Genomic DNA, 20905 nt, shown 5'->3' on the forward strand with positions numbered 1-20905 from the left:
GGAACGGCGGAGGGCCGAGGGGAGAAATCCCCTCGGCCCTCCGCCGTTCCGCCTGCCGGTGGTTGCTGTGCTGTGCGCCCGCCTACCGGGCCACGGCGTGCGCCAGCGACCGGTAGAAGGCGAGCAGCCCCGGCTCCTTGGGGCTGAGGTGGCCCCGCGCGGCGTAGCGCGAGGTGATGGAGCGCTGTACGGCCTCCAGGCCCCGCCGGTCCTCGGCGTTCACCTGCTCGGTGAACTTCTCCAGGGGACCGCGCAGGTTCTCCAGACCGACCTGCTCCACCAGCTGACGGGGCATCAGCGTGCCCCCGCGCACGATGGTGCGGTCGAGAGAGACGGGGATGAGGCTGAGCCAGGCGATCGTCTCGCCGAAGGTGGCGATGCTGCCGCACGGGAAGACCCGGAAGCTGTAGAGCACCTTCTGCTCCTCCTCGGTCAGCGGCAGCACGGCCGGCGGGGTCGGGTTGCCCGCCGGGGTCAGCAGCCGGGAGACGGTCGGGGAGTCGTAGTGGACGTCCATGTCGATCCCGCCGGTCATCAGCGGTTTCACGGTCTCGGGGTGGAACCCGATCGCGTGGTAGTTCTCGTAGCCGTTCTCCACGGCCACTTTCCAGTTGCAGTTCCAGTCCTCGGTCCAGTGCGAGACCAGGACCATGTCGTCGAGTCGGTAGTTGGTCATCTCGGCTTCGACGAGGGCGAGTTCCTCGGCCAGCGGCCGTGCCTCGGGGTCGAGGTTGACGTACACCAGGCCGTGCCACTCCTCGACGGCGAAGCCCGGCAGACGGCAGGACGCGGGGTCGAAGTCGGGGTTGTTGCGCATGTGGGTCGCGGCGATCAGCTTCCCGCTGAGGTCGTAGCGCCACAGGTGGTACGAGCAGGTGAAGTCCTTGGTGTTGCCCTGCCCCGGCTCGACCAGGGGCATCAGACGGTGGCGGCAGACCGGCGACATGCCGTGCAGTGCCCCGTCCTTGCCCCGGGTGACGACGACGGGCTCGCCCGCGATGTCGAGCGCCAGGTAGTCGCCCGGCCTGGCGAACTGGTCGACGTGGCCGATCAGCACCCAGGAGCGGGCGAAGATCACCTCGCGCTCGCGCTCGTAGAGCTCCGGGCTGGCGAACGCACGGGGCGGCAGACTCATCGCCGGCGGGACGGGCGAGAGGTACTCGCGCAGCTCGCCGAGCAGTTCGTCGAGGGCGGTGGAGTTCCCCGTACCGCCCGTGCCTTCCGTGCTTCCCGTGCTTCCCGTGCTCCTGGAGTTCCCCGTGGTCACCGCGCCCCCGCTGATCCCGGCGGTCCCGGCGGTCCCGGTGGTCCCGCTGATCCCGGTGGTCTCGGTGGTCTCGGTGGTCATCGGGACTCGCCCTCCAGCCGGCCTTCCTCCGGAGTGATCGCCCCCAGTGCCTTCCACGCCTCGTCGTCCATCCAGGCGGGGATGCTGGTCTCGCCGTTCACGCCCTTCTCGATGAAGGCGATGTTGTGGTACGTGTGCACGCCGATGACCTGCTGCTGCGTGAGCGACCTGGACTCGGGCTTCGGGTCGAACTCCGCGTAGTGGAGGTCGTCCACCAGCCGCTTCAGCAGCCCGACCGAGGTGTCCGGCGCGGTGACCGGGCCCGGGGTGCCGCCGAACCTCGGCCAGTACGCGGTCTGGAGGTCCTCGATGACGTAGAGGCCGCCGGGCTTGACGTACGGGAAGAGGGCGTCGAACGACACCCGCACGTGCTCGTTCTCGTGGCTGCCGTCGTCGATGATGATGTCGAACGGCCCGTACTTCTCGGCCAGTTCGCGCAGCCCCTCGGGGTTGCCCTGGTCGCCGGTGAGCGCGTTGAGCCGGTTCTGGTTCAGCGCGGACTTGTCGAACAGGTCCAGGCCGAAGATCATGCCCCGGTGGAAGTAGCGCTTCCACATCTTCAGCGAGGGGCCGCCCAGGTCCGCCGCGTACCCGCCGATGCCGATCTCCAGGACGCGCACCGGGCGGTCCCGGTACTTCGCGAAGTGGTTCTCGTAGTGCTGCGTGTACCAGTGGAAACTGGCCCACTTGTCGGATCCGTACTTCACGGACAGCGAGCCGAGCCCGGGGGCCTCGCTGGTGCAGCCGGACAGCAGCGTGCCGCCCGCCTGGTGGGTGGCCTTCAGGATGTCCGGCAGCTCGCTCAGGTTCTCCGGGCGGTCCGGCAGGAAGATGTCGGTGAAGTCGCCGCTGTGCTGGCGGTGCAGCGGACCGTACAGGCGCTGGACCAGGTCGCTCAGCTCGATCCGCAGGTGGCGGCGGATCACCGCCGACGTGTCGCCGCCGTCCAGGACGCGGATCGGGGTGCCGGGGACCATGCGCAGGACGACGCGGTGCGTCTCGCCCCCGTGCAGGATCTCCAGCGCGATGTCGACGGGCGTGGTGTTCACGGGCTCGTCGCAGCGGAAGAGGACTTCGTCGGCGAGCACGGCGCCGATCTGCTCCAGACCGGCTTCCTTGACCAGCGCGGCCAGCTCGCTGTCGGGTGCGGTGCCGCACAGGGTGAGGCGCTCGGTGAGTTGATCCGGGGTCATAGACGGTCGCTTTCTCTGCGGTGGGACCGGGAGGGGGCGCGAATGACGGTAGGGACCGCGGCTCGCACCAGGGTCGAAGCCGACTCGTGCGGGCAGTTGTCCGTCCGGGGCCGAAGGCAACTCGCCGGGGCCGAAGGCGACTCGCGCACGGTCGCCCATGCGCCGGGATGTCCTGCGGTGCCCGGTTCAGGACCCCGTGCCGACCCGCCCGGCGAGCGCCAGGGACGGCATCGCCGCGGCCAGGGCGTCGCGCCAGTGCCGGATCGGGGGGAGCCCCGCGCCGGACCAGCCGTCGTGGCCGAGCACGCTGTACGCGGGCCGCGCGGCGGGCCGGTCCAGGGCCGCGCTGCTGACGGGGCGGACCCGGTCGGGGTCGGCGCCCAGTAGCCGCAGGCACTCGCGGGCCAGACCGAACCAGGTCGCCTGGCCCCCGCTCGTCCCGTGGTACACGCCGGGCGGGGCGTCCCCCCGCTCCGCGGCACGGCCCAGCAGCACCAGGTGGTCGGCCAGGTCCACGGTCCACGTGGGCTGGCCGTGCTGGTCGTCGACCACTTCGAGGGTCTGCCGCCGCTGCTCCTGGGCGAGCACGCTGCGCGGGAAGTTCCTGCCGTGCGCGCCGTACAGCCAGGCGGTGCGCACCACGTAACCGAGCTCGGGCAGCGTGGCCAGCACGGCCCGTTCGCCCGCCAGCTTTGTACGCCCGTACGCGGTGCGCGGCCCGGTCACGTCCTGTTCGCCGTACGGGCGCAGGCCGTCGCCGGGGAAGACGTAGTCGGTGGACAGCTGGAGCAGCAGGGACCCGGAGTCCGCGCAGGCCTCGGCCAGCAGCCGGGGCCCGTCGGCGTTGACGCGCGCCGCGGCGTCCTCGTGCCGCTCCGCGTCGTCGACGGCCGTCCAGGCGGCCAGGTTGACCACGGTGCGGGGACGGTGGACGCGGATCGCGTCGCGGACGGCCCGCGGGTCGGTGATGTCGAGCTGCTCCCTGTCCAGCGCCACCGTCTCGGTCCCCGACGCGGCCAGCGCGGCCAGCAGGTCGCGGGCGAGCATGCCCCGGGCGCCGGTCACCAGCCAGGGTCGGCTCATGCGGACACCGCGCGCTGTGCCCGCTGTACTCGCTGCGTCTGCTGCGCCCGCTGCGGACCGGCGGTGGATCCGGCGTACGGCGCCGTGAACCGCTGGCACTCCGCGTACGAGGGGAGCAGCCCCAGATCGCGCGCCTCGGCGAGCGAGGGTGCGTTGCTGTCCTTCTCCGACAGCAGCGGGACACCGGCCTCCGCGGGCCACTCGATGCCGAGCTCCGGATCGAGCGGGTGCACGCCGTGCTCGCGCGTGGGGCTGTAACCGGTGGAGCAGAGGTAGACCACCGTGGCCTCGTCGGTGAGGGCGGCGAAGCCGTGGCCGAGGCCCTCGGAGAGGAAGACGGTCCGGTGCGTGCGGTCGTCGAGCCGTACCGCCTCCCACTCGCCGAAGGTGGGGGAGCCGGTGCGTACGTCCACGATCACGTCGAGGACCGCGCCCCGGACACAGGTGACGTACTTCGCCTGTCCCGGCGGGACGTCGCTGAAGTGGATGCCCCGGACGACGCCGCGCCGGGACACCGACTGGTTGGCCTGGGCCAGCGTCAGCCGGCGGCCGGTGGCGTCCTCCAGGGCGTCGCCGCCGAACCACTCGTGGAAACTTCCGCGGGAGTCGTCGAACAGCCGGGGCTCTTCCACCCAGGCCCCGGGGATACGCAGTGCTCGCACGGCACGTTCCTCCTTGCGCGTTCGTTCTTGCGTGTTCGTTGGTCTGTGCGGTCGTTGGTCTGTGCGGTCGCTACTGGACGGACAGGGCGCCGTCCACGGCCACCACCGTGCCGTTCGCGTACTGGGCCTCGGGAGAGGCGAGTTGGACCACCCACCAGGCGATCTCCTCGGGGCTGCCGACCCGCCCGGCGGGGATCCGCTCCCGCATGCCGGTGATGAAGGCGTCGTACGCGTCGGCGCCCGCGCCGTTGCGGGTGGCCATGCCGGTGTCGATCACGCCCGGTGCCAGCGCCACCACGCGCACACCGCGCGGGGCGAACTCCACCGCCCAGGTCCTGGTGAGGAAGTCCATGGCGACCTTCGAAGCGCCGTACACGGACATCCCGGGCCAGGCCCGGCGGCCCAGCGAGCCCGAGGTGCTGAGGTTCACCACGGTGCCCGAGGTCTTCGAGAGGGCGTCCAGTGCCTGCTGGGTGAGCAGGATCGGAGCCCGCAGGTTGGTGGCGAGCTGTGCGTCGAGGGGCTCGATCGCCAGCTCGTCCAGGTTGCCCTGGATGCCCAGCGCGGCGTTGTTCACCAGTACGTCGATCCTGCCGAAGCGTTCGAGCGCGGCGGTCACCACCTGCTGGGGCCCGTCGGGCGCGGTGATGTCCACGGCGAGCGTGCTGATGGAGGGGTGGTCCTCGGCGGTCTCGGCGAGGGCCGCGGCTCCGCGCCCCACCACGAGGACGTTCGCGCCCCGGGCGGCGAACAGCCGGGCGGTAGCCCGGCCGATGCCGCTGCCGCCGCCGGTGATCACGACGGTCCTCGGTTCCGTTTCTGCGCGGTCTGGGTGGTTCGTCAGTTCGGTCACGGTGACGGACGTTAGGGGCGGCCGCTCGAACCGCACTCGAAGGCCGCTCGGCGTCCGCTGGTCCCCGCGCCGCTCCGCCCCCGTGATCCAGCGGCATTCGAGCCCTCTTGTGTGAGGTGGTGGGGTGGCAGGCCCGGCCGGTCAACAGCCGGTTCACGGGCGAACTTCAGGGAACGGAAGAGGTACGGCATGACTGAGGGCGCACGGCACCGCCCGCCCCTGGGCCCGGTGTCCATCGGGGCCGCCGACCCGCGCTACGTCGATCTGGTCAACGGGGTCAACACCCGCTTCACCGGCAGCCCGGACCACATCCGTGTCGTCGGCTCGGCGGAGCAGACCGTACAGGCGGTGCAGGACGCGGTGGACGCCGGCCGGCGGATCGCGGTGCGCAGCGGAGGGCACTGCCTGGAGGACTTCGTCGACGGCCCCGACACCCGTTTCCTGATCGACATGTCCCAGCTGGACGAGGTGTACTACGACCCCGGCATGGGGGCCTTCGCGATCGAGCCGGGCGCCCAGCTCGGCGCCGTGTACCGGGCCCTCTACAAGGGCTGGGGGGTGACGATCCCCGGCGGCTCCTGCCCCACGGTCGGGGCCGGCGGGCACATCCTCGGCGGCGGGTACGGGCCGCTGGCACGGCTGCACGGCTGCGTGGTCGACTACCTGTACGCGGTCGAGGTGGTGGTGGTCGACGAGACCGGCACGGCCAGGAGCGTGGTGGCCACCCGGGACAGCGAGGGCGAACTCGGCGACCTGTGGTGGGCGCACACGGGCGGCGGCGGCGGGAACTTCGGCGTCGTGACCCGCTACTGGATGCGCGGCCACCAGGACAGCGACGACCCCGCCGACCTGCTGCCCCGCCCGCCATCCCGCGTCCTCGACAGCATGGTGGTCTGGCCCTGGCAGGACATGACGCCCGAACGCTTCCGGACACTGCTGGGCAACCACGCCCGGTGGCACGAGCGCAACAGCGCCCCCGGCTCTCCCGGCGCGGCCATGTTCACCGTGCTCGGGGTGATGCACCAGGCCTCGGGCGTGATCCTGTCGAACTGTCAGATCGACGCCGACGCCCCGGGCGCCAGGGAACTCCTTGACGACTACGTCGCATGCCTCGACGAGGGCGTCGGACTGGGGCCCCACCACACGGTGCTGACCAGGCCCTGGCTCCAGTCGATGCTCCACCCCACGCTGCCGGACACGGTGACCGGGATGCGCTCCAAGGGCAAGGCGGCGTACCTCCGCAAGGGGTACACCGACGGCCAACTCGACGTCATGTACGGGGCGTTGACCGACATGGACTACGGGCACCCGGGCTGCGGCGTGCTGTTCATGTCCTACGGCGGCCAGGTCGGTGCCGTGGCGCCGGACGCCACCGCGACGGCGCAGCGCAGTGCGGTGCTCAAGGCGTTCTACGTCGACCTGTGGAAGGACCCGGCCGAGGACGACCGGCACCTCGCCTGGATCCGGGCCGCTTACCGCGACATGTACGCGCACACCGGCGGGGTTCCCGTACCGGACGAGTCGTGCGACGGCACGTACATCAACTATCCGGACGCCGACCTCGCGGACCCCGAGTGGAACACCTCGGGAGTCCCCTGGCACACCCTCTACTACAAGGACAACTACCCGCGGCTGCAGCGCGCCAAGGCGCAGTGGGACCCCGGGAACGTCTTCCGGCACGCGCTGTCGATCGCGCTGCCCGAGGACTGACGGGCACCCGGACCGACGGGCACCCGGACCGACGGGCACACGAGGAGGGCGCCGGGGCATTCAAGCCCCGGCGCCCTCCCCGTGCAGCGGGCGGACCGCTTCCTGCTAGCCCTTGTTCTTCTCCTGGTACGAGGTCGAGTGGAACGCCTTGGGGTCGGCGAGCGGAATGACCTCGAACTTCAGGTGCGGGCTCATGGGGTTGTCGTACAGGTGGCCCAGCAGCTCCTCGTGCGAGGCCACGTCGTAGATGAGCAGCCCGCCGGAGGCGCCCACCCGGACCCAGCTGTGCTTGATGACGCCCTTGTCGGCGAGGTTCTTGGTGTACGCGAAGCCCTCGGGCAGCCGGGTCCTGAACTCGTCGGCGCTGATGCCCGCGGGGTCCTGCGTGGCCAGAACGGCGAACAGTGCCATGGGTGTTCCTCCTGAAGTGGGGATGAAGTACGGCTTGTGGGGCTGAAGTACGGTTTGTGGAGCGGAAGTTGATGGATGATCAGCGCTGAGCGGTGTGCTCCGCGGTCATCCGTTCCAGGGCGGCCACGAGGTCGTTCGGGCTCGGCTCCGCCACGATCTCGGTACGGAGCTCCTGCGCGGCCTTCGCGAACGAGGGCTCGTACAGCACGCGGTCCAGGCTCGTGCGGAGCAGGGCGGGGGTCAGTTCGGCGGGCGGCAGGAAGATGCCGGCCCCCAGCTCCTGGGTGCGCCGGGCGCGGTGCACGTTGTCCCACATCGAGGCCAGCACGATCTGCGGCACGCCGTGGATTGCCGCGGTGCCCCAGGTCCCGGCACCGCCGTGGTGCACGATCGCCGAGCAGGTGGGCAGCAGGACGTGCAGCGACGTGAAGTCGACCACCCGGATGTTGTCCGGCACGGACGTCAGCCGCGCACGCTCGGCCTCGCCGAGGATCGCGACCACCTCCGCGTCGAGCCCCGCCACGGCCTCGAAGAAGTCGCCGGTGGTGACGGCGCGGCCGTCGGGCGAGTCGATGGTGCGCACGCTCAGCCCGGTGGTCAGGCAGATCCGGGGGCGCTCGGGTGCGCCGCGCAGCCAGGACGGCACCGTCGCGGGGCCGGGGCCGTTGTAGGGCACGTACCGCATGGTGAGGGTGGACTGTCCGGGGGCGAGCCGCATGCTGGCGGGCATCTGGTCGATCCGCCACTGCCCGGTGACGGTCTCCTCGGTGAAGTCGAGGCCGTGGCGCGCCAGTTGGCCGGTGGCCCAGTCCCGCAGCGGGTCGGCGCCCGGGGTGCGGGCCGGGTCGACGCCGTCCTGGGCGAGGCGGCCCAGGAGGCTGGTGCGCATGTGCAGGAAGAGGTCGGGGCCCCAGAGGACGCGGGCGTGCGGGATCCCCGCGACGCGGGCCGCGATCGCGCCGCCGAAGGTGAAGGTCTCCCAGAGGACCAGGTCGGGCTGCCAGTCGCGGCAGACGGCGACGAGGTCGTCGACGGTCTGCTCGCTGTTGATCCGCGAGTAGAACGCCTCCGTCAGCATCTCGCTGCTGGCTCGCAGGAACTCCCGCTCCTGCGAAGGGTCCTGATGGTTCATCAGGTCGTGGCCCTCGTGGTGGGCGTAGATCCGCGGGCCCGCGTCGGCCATCACCCGGACGATCTCGGGGTCGTGGCCGACGGGGACGGCGGTGAGGCCTGCGGTGGTGATGCTCTCCGTCAGCGGGGGCTGGCTGGCCACCCGTACCTCGTGGCCCGCCGTGCGCAGGGCCCACGCCAGCGGCACACAGCCGTTGAAGTGGGCGTCCAGGGCGGGCGCGGCTATCAGTACGCGCATCGGCTGCCTTTCCGGCTGGGGTCAACTGGCCCAGGCAGCTTGGAACGTGGGGCTAACGTGGGGCTTGAGCGCCCCTGGAGCGGGGGCCGGGCCGGTCGCAGGACCCGGCCGGCCCCCGCTCCACAGGGCAGGTCAGGCCGGGGTGCCGGCCGGGTCGGACTCCGGCTGGCTCTGCGCCTGGGCGGGCGCGTCGGCCTGCTTGCGCGGCAGGACGAACAGCGCCACGGCCGCGGTCGCCGCCGCGAAGCAGGTGGCGGCCGTGAAGCCCCAGCCCATGCCCGAGACGAGCAGGTGCTCGCTGACCGCGGTCGCGCCCTGGTCGCGCGGCACGTCGGCCGCGCCGCTGCGCTCGCCCTGGCTGAAGACGGTCACCAGGACCGCGAGACCCAGCGAACCACCCACCTGCTGAACGGCGTTGAGGACACTGGAGGCGGAACCCGACTCCTCGGGCGGCACACCGGAAACGGCGAGCATGGTGAGCGGGATGGTGGAGAAGGCGATCCCGCAGCCGTACACGAGCAGCGCGGGCAGCACCCCGAGCCAGTAACTGCTGCTCTGGTCCAGCTGGGTGAGCCACAGGTTGGCCACGGTGATGAGACCGGCGCCGAACACGACCAGCACCCTGCCGCCCACCTTCATGACGAGGGTGATGACCACCTTCGCCAGCGGGACCACCGCGGCGGTGACGGGCAGGAAGCACAGGCCCGCGACGAGCGGGCTGAAGTGGAAGATCTGCTGCACGTACTGGGAGAGGAAGAACAGCATGCCGATCATGCTGCCCTGGACGAGGAGCACGGCGATGTACGCACCGGCGCGGGTGCGCCCGGCGAGCAGGCCGAGCCGGAGAATGGGCTGGCGGGACTTGCTCTCGATGACGAAGAAGGCGGGCAGGAGCACCAGGGCCGCCGCGCAGGCGATCAGCGTCGACGGGTCGCCCCAGCCGTGCTCCGACGCGTTGGTCACACCGTGCACCAGGGCGACCATGCCGAGGGTCGAGGTGAGCGCTCCCGCCACGTCGAAGCGGGCCCGCTGCCGGGGCATTTCATTGATGAACAGCGGCGTGAGCACCAGGACGAGGACGCCGATGGGCACGTTGACGAACAGCACCCAGCGCCAGGACGCGACGTCCGTCAGGACGCCGCCCAGGATGAGGCCCAGGGCCGCGCCCGCTCCGCCGACCACGGAGTAGATGCCGATGGCACGGGCCCGCTTCGGGCCCTCCTCGAAGAGGGAGATGATGAGCGCGAGGGTGCTGGGCGAGGCCAGCGCCGCGCCGACACCCTGCAGGGCGCGGGCGGTGAGCAGCCACCAGCCCTCGGTCGCCATGCCGCCGACCAGCGAGGCGACGGTGAAGACCGCGACTCCGGTGAGGAACATCCTGCGCTTGCCCAGGACGTCGCCGGCCCGGCCGCCCAGGAGCAGCAGACCGCCGAAGGCGAGCGCGTAGGCGCTGATCACCCACGACATGTTGGCCGTGGTCAGCCCGAGGCTGGTCTTCATGTCGGGCAGGGCGATCTGGACGATCATCAGGTCCAGGACCAGCATGAGCTGGCACAGCACGATGATCATGAGTGAAATTCCGGTGCGCCCCGCAAAGCGGGCTCCACCCACCGCGGACGTAGCTTCCGGCGATTGGGGGGACGCCGAATGAGCCGCCATACCTACTCCTCGTCAGTTCGCCGAGCACGCGAAAGGCGTGCGGATCGCGGTGACCATACATCAATTCCTGATTTGTTTCACATGAAGTAATGCACCAATGCGATTTGACAGAATCGGAGATCAATGGTCTGGGCGACCAGCGAAATCCGCGACTTGACAATTTGGAATTATGCGCTCCTGGGCAGGGTCTGCAGTCATGTCAAATTGACTGAATAGCAACGCTCTGGCCGGAATCGATCGAAGCCGTCGCTGCGCGGGCATCGAAGCCGTTGCCGCGCCAGCATCGAAGTCGTTGCCGCGTGGACATCGAAGCCGCCGCCGCACGGGCATCGAAGCCGTCGCCGCGCCGGACTCCGCACGCCGCACCAGCGCGGATCGAGCCGCCCTCAAGCAGCCCTTCCTAGCGTTCGGCGCAGGCCTTTCCGCGGCCGCCCGACCATCGAAGCGAAGCCACCGAAGGAGCGTCCATGCCCGCAGACGTCGCCCACACGCTGGAGAGCACCCTTATCGGCCTGGCCGACGGTCAGGCCGACGAGGTGGCCGCACGCCTGAGGGAGCTCGGGCCCGACCGCTGCGCCACCGCACTGCTCGGCGAGCTGAGCTCCCGGGCCCTGCTCTTCCCCGAACCGGCCGGGAAGACGGCGGTCCGAGCGACCCTCCGGCTGGGCGCGGAGACGCTGGAGTACGAAGTCGTCCTCGGCGGCGGCTCCGCCGAAGTGCGGCCGGGCCCCGCGCCGGACGCGCTCGCGGGCTTCACCCAGGACCTCGTCGAGCTGCTCCGCGCCGTGTACGGGGCGCCCGGCAGGCACGACGCCACCTTCGCCCCGCGCGTCGCTGACCCGGAGCGTCCCGTCATGGACCCGGCCGACCCGGTGATCACCCAGCGGGCCGCGGCGGTCACCGCCCTGCACCAGCTGAGCGGGGCGCTGTCCCGCCCGGAGCGCTCACTGAACGAGCTCGCCGTCCGCTTCGAGTCGGACAAGTGGGGCGGCCACTGGTACACCCCGCACTACGACCGCTACTTCGCCCCGCTGCGCAACAGCCCGGTCACCCTCCTGGAGATCGGCATCGGTGGATACGACGCCCCCGACCAGGGCGGCGCGTCCCTGCGCATGTGGAAGCACTACTTCCCCCGGGGCACGGTGCACGGCCTCGACATCTACGAGAAGCACGGCATCGCGGAGCCGCGCGTACTGCCGCTGCGCGGAGACCAGGGCGACCCCGAGTACCTCGCGAAGCTCGCCGCCGACATCGGCCCCTTCGACATCGTCATCGACGACGGCAGCCACCTCAACCACCATGTGCTGATCTCGTTCCAGGCCCTCTTCCCGCACGTGAAGCCCGGCGGCCTCTACGTCATCGAGGACACCCAGACCGCCTACTGGCCGGGCTGGGGCGGCGACGCCACCGACCTCAACGCCCCCCGGACCTCGATGGGCATGGTCAAGGGACTGCTGGACGGGCTGAACCACCAGGAGAGGCCGGCCGGGGAGAATTCCGACCTTTCCTATACTGACCGGAACATAAGCGGCGTCCATGTCCACCATAATCTCGTGGTCATCGAAAAGGCGGTCAATGCCGAACAGGGAGCCCCTTCCTGGGTGCCCCGCGACGTGGATCCCGAAAGCTGGTACACGGGCCCGGCACGCGACGAATAGAACGGCCGATCAACCTCTCGGGACTGCCTGACCGACTGCCGTGCTCGGGCCGGGACTGTGAAATTCGCGGGCACTGTGCTTTATGCTGTCCGCGTTTTTGGAGTGCATGTTCCGAGCAGAATAGGACCGTTCCATGGTTCGACCGGAGCTTCCCGGCCGCTTGCAAGCAACATTCGTTCCGCACCCCTATGTGCCGGGGGAGGGAAACATCGCCTTCTGGGGCACGCAGGAGCCGGCGGCAGGGGCGAAGGACCTCGGATCCGGGGACTGGGACACCACCGCCGGCTCCGGACGGCTGCCCACCCTCCTGCCCTCGGAGGGCTCCCTGGTCGGCGTGGACGTACCCGCGGTGCTGGTGCCGGTCGGCGAGGCGGTCCGCGTGCTCGCGGCCCTGCCCCTCGACGACCGGCCGGACCGCGACCTGTCGGACCGTGACCTGCCGGACGGCGGTCCGGCGGACGGCGGCTCGTCGGATCCGGGGCGGCCCGGCCCGTCCGTACGCGCCTGGGCCGTCGCCGCGCGGCTCGCGCTGGAGCACGTCACCGCGGGGCACGTCTCCCCGGTACTGCGCCGCTCCGGCACGGGCCGCGCCTTCGCGCACTGGCGGACCGACCTCGGCGGCGACCCCCGACTGGTCGCGCTGGCCGAGGCGCTGCCGGGCGCCGCGCACGCCCTGCGGCTCCCCGACCCGCAGGGCGGCGACCCCGGTACGGCCGACGAAAGCGGCGAGCAGCGCGTCTGGGCCCCGTACCCCCTGCTCACCGTCTTCTGCGACGCGGTGGCCGACGCCTGCGTCCGCGCCACCGCCACTGACACCGCCACTGACACCGCCACCTCTACGAGTACGGACACCGACGGCGACGACTGGCCGCGGCTCTGGCTGCGCGCCCTCACCGGCCCGGGGACTGCGGCCGGCACCGACGTCCCGGACGAAGCGCTGGAGCGCCAACTCGCCGAGTGGGCCGACGCCGTCGGAGGAGAACGCGCGGCGGCACGGATCGCCCTGCGACTCGCCCTGCCCGCCGGGCCCGACGAACCCTGGCCGCTGACCTTCCACCTCCAGACCGTGGACGAACCGGACGTCCTGGTCTCCGCGGAGCGCGTCTGGGCGACCGCCGCCTCGGCACTGACCGTGGGCAACCGGGTCCTCGACAGGCCGCAGGAGACCCTCACCGAAGGACTGGCCCTCGCCGCGCGCACCTTCCCCCCGGTGGCCGCCTGCCTGACGCAGGACCGGCCGACCCGGATCGGGCTGACGGCACGACAGGCCGCCGCACTGCTCGGCGACGGCGGGCGGGCACTGCGTACGGCGGGCTGCGGCGTGCTCGTCCCGGACGAACTCGGCGAGAACGGCGGCGTGCTCACCCCACGCCTGCGGGTGGGCTCCCGCCGGAGCTCCGCCACCGGCGGGCACGGCGGTAAGGCCGGTTCCCCGGCAGCCGCCCGCCGCAGCCGTACGGTCGCCTACCGCTGGGAGGCCGTCGTCGGCGACGAGGTGCTGACCGTCGAGGAGACGGCCGCCCTCGCCGCGCGCGGCGAGCCCCTCGCCCGCTGGCGGGACCGCTGGGTACGGGTGGACTGCGAACGCGTCGACGCCTTGGCCGCCCTGGTCGGCAGCACCGGACGCCTGGCCATGGCGGAGGCGCTGTCCGTCGTCCTGTGCGGACGCCACCGGACCGAGGAGTTCGGCGACGTACCGGCGCTGGCCGTCGGATCGGTCGCCGACCTCGTCGGCGACCTGCGCCAGGCCGGCGCCCGCAAGGAACCCGAACTAGCAGGCGTACAGGCCGAGTTGCGCGAGTACCAGCGCACCGGAGTCGCCTGGCTGCAGTCGCTCACGGGCCTCGGCTTCGGCGCCCTGCTCGCCGACGACATGGGCCTCGGCAAGACCCTGCAGACCATCGCCCTGCTCGCAGGCCGCAGCGGCGAACGGCCGCAGCTGGTGGTGTGCCCCACGTCCGTGATGAGCAACTGGGAGAGGGAGCTGGCACGCTTCGCGCCCGGCCTCACCGTCCGGCGGCACCACGGATCCCGGCGGGCCACCGACGCCGCGGAGTTCGCCCCGGGCGACGTCGTGGTCACCAGCTACGCGCTGCTGCGCCTGGACGCCGAGCTGCTGACGTCCGTCGACTGGGACCTCGCCGTACTCGACGAGGCACAGCAGATCAAGAACCACACCGCGCAGGCGGCCCGCGCCGCCTCCCAACTGACCGCACAGGCACGCGTGGCACTGACCGGCACCCCCGTCGAGAACCGGCTGTCCGAACTCTGGTCGATCATGAACTTCGCCAACCCGGGCCTGCTCGGAACGCACCGCCGCTTCAAGGAGCGCTTCGCCGACCCCATCGAGCGCGAGAAGGACCCGGAGGCGGCCGAGCGGCTGCGCACCATCTCCGCGCCCTTCGTCCTGCGCCGGCTGAAGAAGACGGTCGTGGAGGAACTGCCCGCGAAGCTCCAGTCGACGGTGCCGTGCAACCTCACCGCCGAACAGGTCTCCCTCTACCGGGCCGCGGTGGCGTCGGCCTTCGACACCGACGGCTCGCTCGGCACCGGAATCGCCCGGCAGGGGAACGTCCTGCGGCTGCTCACCGAACTCAAGCAGATCTGCAACCACCCCGCCCAGTACCTGGGCCGGGGCGACCGGCTCGCCGCGGACGAGAAGCTCACCGGCCGCTCCGGCAAACTGGAGCGCGCCACCGAAATGCTCTCCGAGGCGGTGGCCGCCGGACACCGCGCCCTGGTCTTCACCCAGTACCGCGTCATGGGCGACCTGCTGGCCCGCCACTTCCAGGACCAACTCGGCCTGGACCGGGTGCCGTTCCTCAACGGCAGCACCCCGCCCGAACAGCGCGACCGGATGGTCGACGAGTTCCAGCACAGCGACACGGCGTCCCCGCTCCTGCTCGTCAGCCTCAAGGCGGGAGGCTTCGGACTGAACCTCACCCGCGCCTCGCACGTCCTGCACTACGACCGCTGGTGGAACCCGGCGGTCGAGGACCAGGCCACCGACCGAGCCCACCGCATCGGGCAGACCCAGACCGTGCACGTGCACAAGCTCGTCACGGCCGACACGTTCGAAGAGCGCATCGACGCGCTGCTGGAGAGCAAGCGTTCACTGGCCGACTCGGTCGTCGGGACGAGCGAGACCTGGCTGGGCGCACTCGACGACGCGGCACTCTTCGACCTCGTCCAGCTCGCAGATTCCGGAGACGACAAGTGAGCACCACCACCTCCGCCCGCACCGCGCGCGACAAGCAGCCCGCTCCGGAATTCGGCTCCACCTGGTGGAGCAGGCGCTGGATCCGCTCACTGGAATCACTCGGCGCCTCCTACCCCAACACCCGCCTGCCGCGCGGCCGTTCACTGGCCCGCAACGGCGCCGTGCACGGCCTGGAGGTACAGCCGGGAACGGTGACGGCACACGTCGAGCAGGCCAAGCGCACCTGCCTGGTCACCCTCAACCTGCCCGTCTTCTCCGACGACCAGTGGGCGGCAGGGGTACGGGCGCTGGCCGGCCAGCTCCAGCACGCGGCGAGCCTGCTGGAGGGCCGCATGCCGGAGAAGATCGACGAGACCCTGGGCCAGGTCGAACTGGGCCTCTTCCCGCGCCGCGGCGAACTCGACTCGCAGTGCGTGTGCCGGGACAACGGCAACCCCTGCGCCCACGGCGCCGCCGTGCACTACACCTTCGCCAACGCCCTGGAGGACAACCCCTTCCTGCTCCCGGCCCTCCGTGGCCGCAGCAGGGAGGAACTGCTGGCCGAACTGCGGGCGGTACGCAGCGGCGGCACCACGACCGCCCCGGCGAAACAGGGCCTGGCCGCATCCGAACTCGCCCAGGACCAGGCCTACTTCACCGGCGGAGACCTCTCCGCCGTCACGCTGAGCCCGCAGCTCTCGGTGCCGTCCGCACACCACCTGCGCAGGCTGGGCACACCGCCCGGCTGCACCGAGGCCGACGCCGAACTGCTCGCCACCGCAGTGGAGAACGCGGCCAGGCACGCCGGGCGACTGGCCCGGGGGGCGTAGCGCAACCCTGCGGCACCTCTCCTGCCCCTCTCCTGCCCCTCTCCGGTCCGCCGCCCCGCGTTCGAGTGCCTGTCGAGCGCGGGGCGGCACCATCCGAGGAGCACCTCGGCACCCAGAGGCAAGGAGAGGGAATTTCGATGATCACCTTCGTCAACACCTTCGAAGTCCACGGCACCGTCGCGGAGTTCGAGGAGGCCTTCGAGAAGACCTCGGGGTTCTTCAGCGCCCGCCCCGGCTTCCTCAACCACCGTCTGCTGCGTCACGTCGACCGCCCGGCCCAGTACGTCAACGTCGCCGAGTGGGAGAGCCGCGAGCACTTCGAACAGGCCCTCAAGCACCCGGACTTCGTCCCGCACGCGAAGGCACTGCGCGCACTGAGCACCAGCTCCCCGAACCTCTACGACACCGTGCTTGAACGCCGTGCCGCAGCGGAAGGCTCCCCCAGGCCATGAACACCCAACCCCCCACCCGGACACGGAAGCGGACGACCCTGCGTCTCGCGGCCTGCGCCGCCCTGGGCCTGACACTCACCGCAGGCGTCACGACCCCGGCCGGAGCCGCGACCCGGGCCACAACCGTGCGGTCCGTGCAGTCCGTACAGTCCGTGCCCATCGGCACTTGGCAGGGCACCGTCACGCACGGCACCGGATCGGACGAGCTGACCCTCTCCTTCCACGCGGACGGGCTGGTCTGCCTGAAACTGATCGGCGGCCTGGGCAGCGGCACCGGCAAGTGGCGCCCCACGGGCCTGTCCACGTTCTCGTACGAGATCAGGGAGCTGATCTTCGCAGCGGACGGCACCCTCACCGGCCAGGTCGACATCAACCAGCAGGCGGTGCAGCAGGCCACCACCTTCCAAAGCTCCGGGATCTCCAAGATCTACGACGCACAGGGCAACTACCTCGGCTCCGGCGAAGCGAAGGTCTCGATGCGCCGCGCGTCCCGGGACGACCAGGACGTACGGGAAACCCGCCCGTGCCCGTGAGGAGCAGGCCACTCTCATGACACAGCCCGTCAGCACACAGCCCGTCAGTACGCTGCCCGTCAGCACACAGCCCGTCAGTACGCTGCCCGTCACCGAACTGTCCTTCCCGTCGACCGCCGCCCCGTTCGCCGACGTGCTGAGCGGGCTCGTGCGGCTGCTCGCCGGTCTGCTGCGGCTGGAGCCCCAGCAGATCGACCCGGACCAGACCTTCCGGACGTTCGGGTTCGACTCGCTGCTCTCCGTGGAGTACGTGGCCGTCGTCAATGCCCACCACGGCACCTCGATCGAGGCCTCCGCACTCGTCGACCACCCCACGCCGACGGCCTTCGCACGCTACGTGGCGGGGGAGCGGCCCCGGGAGACGGGCCCGGTGACGGCGTCGTCCGTGACCGCGCGGGACCCGATGCACGCACCCGTGCCCACCCCTCCGCCCGGCCCGCAGGGCCTTCCCGTACTCGATGTCCTGCGGGAGGAGCTCGCCCACATCCTGTACTGCGATCCCTGGGACATCGACACCAAGGCGCCCTTCTACGCCCTCGGCGTGGACTCCACGCGGGGCACGGAGTTCGTCGCGGTCCTCAACCGCGTGTACGGACTGCGCGAGTACGCAGTCACGCTGTACGGCCACCCGAACCTCACGGCGCTGGCCGACCACGTCACCTCGCTCCTGCCCGTGGACGCGGACGTGCGCGCAGCCGGGACCGCGCCGGCCGGATGACTACTGTCGCGGCGGACCCACGCCCCGGTCGGATGCCACCGGGCACCGTCACGCCCGTCAAGCTGTGGTTCTGTCCCAACGACGAACTCGCTCCGGAACTCGCCGTCGCCCTCGCGGCGCACTGGCTGGACGCGGACGAGCAGGAGACCGCCGGGCGCTTCCTGTTCGAGCACGACCGGCGCCAGTACCTGGTCGCACACGCGCTGGTGCGCCGCGTTCTCGCCCTGGAGAGCGGAATCCCCGAGGCGGAGTCGGTGATCTGGCGTTCCTCACGGGGCCGCCCGTTCCTGCAGAAGCCCGCGGAAGGGCTGCCGCGCGGCGGCCGCCAGCTGGACTTCAACCTGTCGCACGCCGACGGGCACAACGTGCTCGGGGTGGTGCGCAGGCATCGCATCGGCGTCGACGTCGAGCGGCTCGACCGCGGGCACCGGAGTCTCGACGTCATCAGTGGGACCTTCGCCCGCGAGGAACGGGAGTGGGTGGCGCGGGCCGTGGGACGCGAGCGTGACCGGCGGGTGCTGCGGCTGTGGACGCTGAAGGAGGCCTATTCCAAGGGGCGCGGCCTCGGCCTCGGACTGTCCTTCGACTCCTTCGCGTTCACCCTCGCCGAGGACCGGGGCGTCGTCTCCTTCCGGCCGCCCGACGACGACTGCCCCGAGCGCTGGCGCTTCGTCGAGCTGGAGCCGGCCCCCGGTGTGCTCGTGGCCGTCGCCGTGCTGGTGGGACCCGACGAGGAGCCGGTCCTGCAGCTGCATCACGGCTTTCCCTGGCGGCGGGCGGCGCCCGAGGAGTTCGTACTGCCGCGGCCCCTGCGGGCCGGGCCGTGCCCGTGCCCGTGCTGATGGCGGAGGCCGGGGCACGGCCCTGACCGGCGTCGGCACCCGACCGTTCCCGCAGCACGGTTCGAGCAACCTTCGAAGATTCCTCAAGCAGTGGGGCGGACGGTGAGAGCCACCTCAGCGGTGCACGTGGCCGCCGGCCGGAGCCGGGGCCGGAGGTGCGCGAACGGACCGGAAAAGGGCCCGGTGCCCGGTGGGCGTGGCCCACGTCCTCGCCCTTCCTGACGGACCCCGGTGCCCCCCGCGTCCCCGCGGTGCTCGACCCGATCGCCGCGCGGGCCGACGAACGCCTCGCCCCCTTCGAACAGATCCGCGTCCTCGAAGCCCGTGTCCTCGAAGCCCGCGTCCTCGAAGCCCGCGCACTCCGGCCGGCAAGCCCGGACGGCGCACCCTCCGGGCCCGCCCGAAACGCCGGGCCACCGTGCGACCGCCGCGGCCCGCAGTCCTCCGCACAGCGCCGAGCCCACCCGCAACCGACCCCGGAGCAGACCATGGTGACCTTCGACAGCAGACCGCCGGCGCGCACCGACCGGCTCCAAGTGGTGATCGCGGGCGCCGGTCCCGTCGGCCTGACCGCCGCCCACGAACTGGCCCGCCGCGGACTGCGGGTGCGGCTGGTCGACGGCGCACGCGGCCCCGCCCGCACCAGCCGCGCCGTCGCCATGCACCCGCGCACCCTGGAGACGTACCACCAGATGGGCATCGTCTACGGCCTGCTCTCCCGGGGCCGCAGGAACCGTGCGTTCACCATGTACGCGCAGGGGCGCCGCCTGGTCCGGCTGGAGGCCGACTACGCGCGGATGCCGACCTCGTACCCGTACACCCTCGTCATCGGGCAGAGCGAGACCGAGTCCGTGCTGCGGACGGCCCTGTCCCGGCTCGGCGTCGAGGTCGAGTGGGGGGTGCGCCTCACGGGCTTCACCCAGGACGAGCACGGCGTGCGGGCCGACCTCGCACACGCCGACGGCACCGAGGAGAGCGTCACGGCCTCGTGGCTGGTCGGCTGCGACGGCGGGCACAGCACCGTACGCAAACAGCTCGGACTCGAACTCGTCGGGGAGAGCAGCGAGACCTGGATGCTCGCCGACGCACCCGTCGCCACCAGCCTCCCGCCCGACACCATCTACTGGACGCACACCGGCGGACAGGCGCTGATGATGGTGCCGTACGCCCGCGACGGCCAGTGGCGGTTGCTCGACATGGCGCCCGTGGGGCGCCGGGCCGACCCGCGCAGTGTCGAGGAACGCCTCACCGAGAAGCTCACCAAGGGCTTCGGCCGTACCGTGCGGGTCGGCGAGAGCTCGTGGACCTCCGTGTTCACCTTCCAGCAGCGGATGGTGGAGCGCATGCAGGACGGCCGCGTCTTCGTGGCCGGCGACGCCGCCCACGTGCACAGCCCCGCCTCGGGGCAGGGCATGAACACCGGCGTCCAGGACGCGTACAACCTCGCCTGGAAGCTCGCCATGGTCGAACAGGGCCATGCGCGCCGGGAACTGCTCCACACCTACAGCGAGGAGCGCGTCCCCGTAGGAGCGCGGCTGCTCGGTTCCACCCGCACCGCCACCTCCCTCCTCCAGCTGAAGAACCTGCTCGCCGGTGTGGCGCTGCCCGTCGTCCTGTCCGTCGTGCGCACCGTGACACCCCTGCGCCGCGCCCTGCAGCGCAAGGTGCTCGGCGGGATGTCGGGGCTGCGGATCGGCTACGGGGAGTCGTCGCTGAGCGTCTCCGACTCCCGCGTCGAGGGGACCGGAACGGCCCCTGCGGGCCGCTCCGCCACCGCCCCGCCACCGGGCCCCGGCAGGCGGATCACCGCCGCCCCGGTGCACGACATGAGCGATGAGGGCTGCCGGGAGTTCGCCGCCGAACTCCGCGACCCCCGCTGGGCCCTGCTGCTCGCGGCGGGCGGCCGGGGGCCGGGCGACGTTCCCGCCGGAGTGGCCTTCACCGCGGCCGCCCAGTACGGCGAGTGGCTGTCGGTCAGGACCGTCGGCGGCGACGAGTCCGAGGGACCGGCCCCGCTCCCCGACCCGGCGGGCAAGCTGCGCACCGCGCTGGGCCTCGCACCCGGCGGCTGGACCCTGGTCCGCCCGGACGGCTACGTCGCCGCCCGCGGCACCGTACTGAACCGGCCCGCCCTGCACAGGGCGCTCGCCCCGGCGGGCCCGGCCCCGCTCGCCGACGTCGCACGGCGCGAGCCCGCCCCGGCCCCCGACCCCGAGCCCGCCCCCGCCCCCGACCCCGAGCCCGCCCCCGACCCCGGTCCCGTCCGGCCCGCGGTCGTCCACCGGGCCGAGCGGCACTGAGACCCGGACCGGTCCCGGTCGCGGCGCGGCTTCGACCACAGCTCAGGCGCCGCTCCAGCCCGCACGGCCAGGCTCTCCGACGACG

General features: G+C 71.8%; 17 protein-coding genes. 9 read left to right on the top strand and 8 right to left on the bottom strand.

Annotated elements, in window-relative coordinates:
* Positions 1 to 82 precede the first annotated feature (82 nt).
* The 5 genes from ACH4SP_RS37375 to ACH4SP_RS37395 form a co-directional block, all read right to left on the bottom strand.
* A complete protein-coding gene (locus ACH4SP_RS37375) occupies positions 83 to 1348 on the bottom strand; it encodes an SRPBCC family protein (protein WP_398421985.1) in 1266 nt (421 codons plus the stop codon).
* Positions 1345 to 2541: a hypothetical protein gene (locus tag ACH4SP_RS37380; RefSeq protein WP_398421987.1), complete on the bottom strand. Its 1197-nt coding sequence runs from the start codon at positions 2539 to 2541 to the stop codon at positions 1345 to 1347. Before ACH4SP_RS37380 ends, ACH4SP_RS37375 begins: the two co-directional genes overlap by 4 nt.
* A 186-nt stretch (positions 2542 to 2727) precedes the next feature.
* Positions 2728 to 3624, bottom strand: coding sequence for a dTDP-4-dehydrorhamnose reductase (gene rfbD, locus ACH4SP_RS37385; protein WP_398421989.1), 897 nt, complete (start codon positions 3622 to 3624; stop codon positions 2728 to 2730).
* Positions 3621 to 4286 (bottom strand): dTDP-4-dehydrorhamnose 3,5-epimerase, encoded by a 666-nt coding sequence (rfbC, locus tag ACH4SP_RS37390; protein WP_398421991.1) that lies wholly within the window; start codon positions 4284 to 4286, stop codon positions 3621 to 3623. Before rfbC ends, rfbD begins: the two co-directional genes overlap by 4 nt.
* A gap of 70 nt (positions 4287 to 4356) precedes the next feature.
* Entirely contained in the window at positions 4357 to 5139 is a 783-nt protein-coding gene (locus ACH4SP_RS37395) for an SDR family NAD(P)-dependent oxidoreductase (RefSeq protein WP_398421993.1), read from the bottom strand.
* Between the two features lie 189 nt (positions 5140 to 5328).
* Here ACH4SP_RS37395 and ACH4SP_RS37400 point away from each other — a divergent pair, with 189 nt between their 5' ends.
* Positions 5329 to 6849, top strand: coding sequence for an FAD-binding oxidoreductase (locus tag ACH4SP_RS37400; protein WP_398421995.1), 1521 nt, complete (start codon positions 5329 to 5331; stop codon positions 6847 to 6849).
* Between the two features lie 105 nt (positions 6850 to 6954).
* Here the strand turns inward: ACH4SP_RS37400 and ACH4SP_RS37405 are convergent, their stop codons facing one another.
* The 3 genes from ACH4SP_RS37405 to ACH4SP_RS37415 form a co-directional block, all read right to left on the bottom strand.
* On the bottom strand, positions 6955 to 7260 hold the full coding sequence (locus ACH4SP_RS37405) for a muconolactone Delta-isomerase family protein (RefSeq protein WP_398421997.1): 306 nt from the start codon (positions 7258 to 7260) through the stop codon (positions 6955 to 6957).
* Between the two features lie 79 nt (positions 7261 to 7339).
* Complete coding sequence (locus ACH4SP_RS37410; protein WP_398421999.1) at positions 7340 to 8629, bottom strand: activator-dependent family glycosyltransferase; 1290 nt, start codon at positions 8627 to 8629, stop codon at positions 7340 to 7342.
* 132 nt (positions 8630 to 8761) lie between these two features.
* Positions 8762 to 10198 carry an MFS transporter gene (locus ACH4SP_RS37415; protein WP_398422001.1) on the bottom strand — a complete coding sequence of 479 codons (1437 nt, stop codon included), beginning with the start codon at positions 10196 to 10198 and terminating at the stop codon, positions 8762 to 8764.
* Positions 10199 to 10755: 557 nt separating this feature from the next.
* Between ACH4SP_RS37415 and ACH4SP_RS37420 the strand changes: the two genes are divergently transcribed.
* The 8 genes from ACH4SP_RS37420 (at position 10756) to ACH4SP_RS37455 (ending at position 20820) form a co-directional block, all read left to right on the top strand.
* On the top strand, positions 10756 to 11946 hold the full coding sequence (locus tag ACH4SP_RS37420; protein ID WP_398422003.1) for a hypothetical protein: 1191 nt from the start codon (positions 10756 to 10758) through the stop codon (positions 11944 to 11946).
* Between the two features lie 160 nt (positions 11947 to 12106).
* Positions 12107 to 15166, top strand: a complete 3060-nt coding sequence (locus ACH4SP_RS37425) for a DEAD/DEAH box helicase (protein ID WP_398422005.1) — start codon at positions 12107 to 12109, stop codon at positions 15164 to 15166.
* The gene (locus ACH4SP_RS37430; RefSeq protein WP_398422007.1) at positions 15163 to 15975 is read left to right on the top strand and encodes an SWIM zinc finger family protein; all 813 of its coding nucleotides are present in this window, start codon (positions 15163 to 15165) and stop codon (positions 15973 to 15975) included. The genes ACH4SP_RS37425 and ACH4SP_RS37430 overlap by 4 nt, the downstream gene beginning before the upstream one ends.
* Before the next feature lie 137 nt (positions 15976 to 16112).
* The gene (locus tag ACH4SP_RS37435; protein WP_398422009.1) at positions 16113 to 16427 is read left to right on the top strand and encodes an antibiotic biosynthesis monooxygenase family protein; all 315 of its coding nucleotides are present in this window, start codon (positions 16113 to 16115) and stop codon (positions 16425 to 16427) included.
* Complete coding sequence (locus ACH4SP_RS37440) at positions 16424 to 16960, top strand: hypothetical protein (protein WP_398422011.1); 537 nt, start codon at positions 16424 to 16426, stop codon at positions 16958 to 16960. The genes ACH4SP_RS37435 and ACH4SP_RS37440 overlap by 4 nt, the downstream gene beginning before the upstream one ends.
* A gap of 16 nt (positions 16961 to 16976) precedes the next feature.
* Positions 16977 to 17678 carry an acyl carrier protein gene (locus tag ACH4SP_RS37445; protein ID WP_398422013.1) on the top strand — a complete coding sequence of 234 codons (702 nt, stop codon included), beginning with the start codon at positions 16977 to 16979 and terminating at the stop codon, positions 17676 to 17678.
* Positions 17679 to 17710: 32 nt separating this feature from the next.
* Positions 17711 to 18520: a 4'-phosphopantetheinyl transferase family protein gene (locus ACH4SP_RS37450; RefSeq protein WP_398422015.1), complete on the top strand. Its 810-nt coding sequence runs from the start codon at positions 17711 to 17713 to the stop codon at positions 18518 to 18520.
* 251 nt (positions 18521 to 18771) lie between these two features.
* A complete protein-coding gene (locus ACH4SP_RS37455; RefSeq protein WP_398422017.1) occupies positions 18772 to 20820 on the top strand; it encodes an FAD-dependent oxidoreductase in 2049 nt (682 codons plus the stop codon).
* Positions 20821 to 20905: the final 85 nt, after the last annotated feature.

Origin of the sequence: Streptomyces sp. NPDC021093 (assembly GCF_044333135.1) — a bacterium.
Classification (GTDB): domain Bacteria; phylum Actinomycetota; class Actinomycetes; order Streptomycetales; family Streptomycetaceae; genus Streptomyces.